The organism is Coleofasciculus sp., assembly GCF_046539235.1.
GTDB lineage: Bacteria > Cyanobacteriota > Cyanobacteriia > Cyanobacteriales > Coleofasciculaceae > Coleofasciculus.
Genome location: NZ_JBKHHI010000558.1, coordinates 1 through 3,508, shown reverse-complemented (window position 1 = coordinate 3,508; position 3,508 = coordinate 1). Strand labels below are relative to the sequence as shown.

The 3,508-nt window shown below is 45.8% G+C and carries 5 protein-coding genes; 4 read left to right on the top strand and 1 reads right to left on the bottom strand.

What is annotated here, in order from left to right:
• The 3 genes from ACLFWI_RS28485 to ACLFWI_RS28475 all read left to right on the top strand — a co-directional run.
• Window positions 1–292: hypothetical protein (locus ACLFWI_RS28485; RefSeq protein ID WP_446415729.1), on the top strand; the 292-nt coding region annotated here is incomplete at its 5' end.
• A 53-nt stretch (window positions 293–345) separates the two neighbouring features.
• Entirely contained in the window at window positions 346–1,224 is an 879-nt protein-coding gene (locus ACLFWI_RS28480) for a hypothetical protein (protein ID WP_446392552.1), read from the top strand.
• Between the two features lie 58 nt (window positions 1,225–1,282).
• Entirely contained in the window at window positions 1,283–1,618 is a 336-nt protein-coding gene (locus ACLFWI_RS28475; RefSeq protein WP_446407662.1) for a hypothetical protein, read from the top strand.
• On the opposite strand, the gene ACLFWI_RS28470 is transcribed toward ACLFWI_RS28475, so the two are convergent.
• A complete protein-coding gene (locus tag ACLFWI_RS28470; RefSeq protein ID WP_446415728.1) occupies window positions 1,583–2,785 on the bottom strand; it encodes an HhoA/HhoB/HtrA family serine endopeptidase in 1,203 nt (400 codons plus the stop codon). The two genes, ACLFWI_RS28475 and ACLFWI_RS28470, sit on opposite strands and share 36 nt — an antisense overlap.
• A gap of 232 nt (window positions 2,786–3,017) precedes the next feature.
• Here ACLFWI_RS28470 and ACLFWI_RS28465 point away from each other — a divergent pair, with 232 nt between their 5' ends.
• Complete coding sequence (locus tag ACLFWI_RS28465; protein ID WP_446407664.1) at window positions 3,018–3,407, top strand: metal-sensing transcriptional repressor; 390 nt, start codon at window positions 3,018–3,020, stop codon at window positions 3,405–3,407.
• The last annotated feature ends 101 nt before the right edge of the window (window positions 3,408–3,508 follow it).

Sequence of the window (3,508 nt, the reverse complement as noted above, 5' to 3'; positions counted from 1 at the left end):
TAAGAGAGGTCATCGGCGGCTGATTAATGAAGCAAAAGAAAGTTTAGCTGCACAAAAAGCAAAATATGTGGCAAAGTGCGGTCAACTCCCTGAAGATGTTCGAGAATCAGACGATCCAAATGTTAATTGGTTTAGACTACCTGACTGGGCAGTTAGAGCAGGAGTGATTATAGTTGCTGGGGCTATAGTCATAGGAGCGGCTGTCACCCTTCCATCCTGGGGTTTGGCAGCACTAATTACACTAGCTAGCCTATTAGGACTACAGTTAATCGATCGGCGACCTATTCATTAAATAGAGCTGAGCATAAATATCTATGAAGACCCCCAATATAACGAGAATAAGTTATGATTGAACAATTCAAAAAAACTATCTATCAAGCCCTCATTTGCGGTGATACTAAGCTACTTAGGGAATGTTTTTATAAACTCAAAGGTTTAATGTTGGAGGAAAAAAATTTTAGTCCAGAAGATATAGATTTTTTCATCAATTTACTAGAGCAACCGAAATTTATAGGTCTAGGAGGAGGATGGTATTTTGCAATGCTCTTTCAAATTCCTAGAGAGAGTTTGTCCTTTGCCCAACGAGATCGAATTAACTCTGCAATGTTAATCGCTTACGATTCTATTGAAAAAATTTCTCCAGAACTATTTTCAGAAGCTATTGAACAAGCTATTAATTCAGGAGAAGAAATGCAGATGAAAGAATGTGCAAAAGCCATATCATCTGCCGTTTCAGGACTCAGCTATTTTCCAGATAAGTACTTAAACTTGATTCTTGGTTTTCTCAAACAAAATCGTTTCTTGACCTCAAAAGGAGCATGGCATTTACTCTATATTTTAGAAATAGAAAATTGGGAATTCCTCTCTGAAGATCAGAAAAATCGGCTCCTGCCGTTGCTAGAAAGTTCCTACAGTTCATTTACGGATTGGATGGCATGGTTTGTAATATCGGAAATGCTAGGGGAATACTTTGCCAACGAGCAAGCATTTCAAGTATTATGCCGACTGAAGAATATCGAAGCGGCGGAACCGCGTTCGTTGATACCTCATGGATTAGAGCATATTGTCAAGGATTCTCATGACCAACAACTAGCACAAAAGGCATATGCGGAGCTTTTACAGATGAAGTACGACCCTTCTGAACAAGTCCGCGATGAGGTTAATGCATCTTTGCAAAGGATAGCTAATCGAGGTATCGAAATTAGAATTGAGGACATATACTGACTGGCTACCAGCCTTATCCTTGCCAACCCTAACCTGGGCAAGACCTTTTCTGCCGCTCATGAGATTACCGGATGCACTGCTGGAACACCCAGAGGTTTGGAAATCAATTTATACTCAGGCAGCGAGCGAGCATGAAACCCGTCTGAGGTTGAGAGATTGGGCAGTAGGAATGGATGGCGGATATGGCGAACTCATGCGGCAGGTTGTCACCAAGGCGTTTCAACAGCTAGCTGAACAGATGGGACGGGAGGTAGCAGTTGATTTAGCTGCGATCGCCCCTGAAAGTGTGTCCGAGAAACGTGATGGATTGGAATTGTCCGGGCGCACCGACGTGCGCCCTTTGACCACACCGACGTGTTTAAGTCGTTTCTCGCATTTCGCTGGTGCGGACTGATAACGTTTTCGTCTGATTCCCCCGCACGACTTTGACCTGGAGAACTTGATTCACACCACTATTCTCAACTAAACGTTGTAACTGTTCTGCACTCGTCACCGATTGTCCATTAATGGCTGTGACAACATCCCCACGACGCATACCCCCTGCTGCTGCTGGAGAATCAGGTACAACTTGCACCACTAAAACCCCATTCACTTCCGGCACCATGAACGAGGAATTGGGATCGCGATTATTTTCTTGCGCCAGTTGCGGGGTTAGGGTAGTCATGCGAATGCCGATGAACGGGTGGACAACTTTTTCACCTCGCATCAATTTGGCGGTAATTTCTTTGGCTTTATTGATGGGAATGGCAAACCCAATCCCCATTGCATCCGGGCGAATGGCGGTATTGATACCAATGACTTGTCCCTGTTGGTTTAAGAGTGGACCGCCGGAGTTACCGGGGTTAATCGCCGCATCGGTTTGAATGAAATCAAGTCGTTTTTCGGGAATCCCGGCTTCTGCACTCGATCGCTGAAGGGTACTGATAATCCCTAAGGTTACAGTATTATCTAACCCCAAGGGATTACCGACTGCGATCGCCCAATCTCCAACTTGCACATTAGTCGAATCTCCCAATGTGACAACAGGCAAATTGTTGCCATCAATTTTGACCACGGCTAAATCTGTGATTTCATCGACACCCTGCACATTTCCTTCAAACTGGCGTCCGTCTTTGAGAATTACCGTTACCTTATCTGCCCGATCGACCACATGGGCATTGGTGACAACTACCCCAGTGGGGTCAATAATAAACCCAGATCCTTGACCCCGCAGACGACGTTCTTGGGGCATTTGGGGAAACGCATCGTCCCCGAAAAACCGCCGGAAGAAGGGATCATCAAAAAATGGATCGAGGCGGCGTGTTACTGTACGTTCCGTGTCAATTCGTACCACAGCCGGTCCCACTTGATTCACCGCCGCTGTAACAAAACTGCCGCCGATATCGGTAATGGGTGGGCGTTGGGCGAGAACTATGGGGGATTCGGGTTCATTTGTCAAGATGGGTTCAGCGTGAGAGGGTGAGACATTATAAAACCCAACCGTCAACAGAACACCTGTCGCGATCGCAATCAGATAAGCGCTGATTTGGCGTAACCGAGGGAACAACGTTGTCAATCGCATAGCCTTATTCTTGAGTTCAGTTGTATGTATCTATGATCATCTATCAAAATTATTGTCACAATCGCTTAACATTGACTGGTTAATCCAGGACGTTCTTTGAGCCAATAGTGTTTCAGCCATGAGCGGTTCCCCTTGCTTAGAAAACCTGGCTCCCAAACATCTCGACTCTGGATTAGGATGAACAGAAGAACTAATCCATCAACGTTGCCAATCCCGAACTGGAGTTAAGCCATTGATTAATGAAACCTATACTCGGTCAGAGTCAGACCAACATTCGCTGAATCAATCCTTCCACCCTAGTCATGGAGAGCATGATCACGATCATGATCATGCTGCATCTACCCACGCTCATGTTCACGATGAGGAGTCTCTGCGGCGAATTGTCAATCGGCTTTCTCGAATTGAGGGACATATCCGAGGGATTAAGACGATGGTACAGGAAAGTCGCCCCTGTCCAGATGTGCTGGTGCAAATTGCGGCGGTGCGAGGCGCATTAAATCGAGTTGCCCGAGTTATTTTAGATGAGCATCTAAGTGAATGTATCGGTCGGGCGGCTGAGGAGGGTAACATGGAGGCGGAAATCGAACAATTGAAGACCGCCTTAGATCGATTTTTGCCGTAGTTCCCGTGGTGCGGATAGAGTTTTGATTCTGTAGGGGCTCTTTTGACTACTATCATTTCTGACCTTACCCAGATGGAATTAAACCCGCCCGTGTGTAGGGG

What these genes read in the sequence shown, in the direction of transcription:
- ACLFWI_RS28480 (WP_446392552.1), top strand. Translation starts at nt 346, where the DNA reads ATGATTGAACAATTCAAAAAAACTATCTATCAAGCCCTCATTTGCGGT.
- ACLFWI_RS28475 (WP_446407662.1), top strand. Translation starts at nt 1,283, where the DNA reads ATGAGATTACCGGATGCACTGCTGGAACACCCAGAGGTTTGGAAATCA.
- ACLFWI_RS28470 (WP_446415728.1), bottom strand. Translation starts at nt 2,785, where the DNA reads ATGCGATTGACAACGTTGTTCCCTCGGTTACGCCAAATCAGCGCTTAT.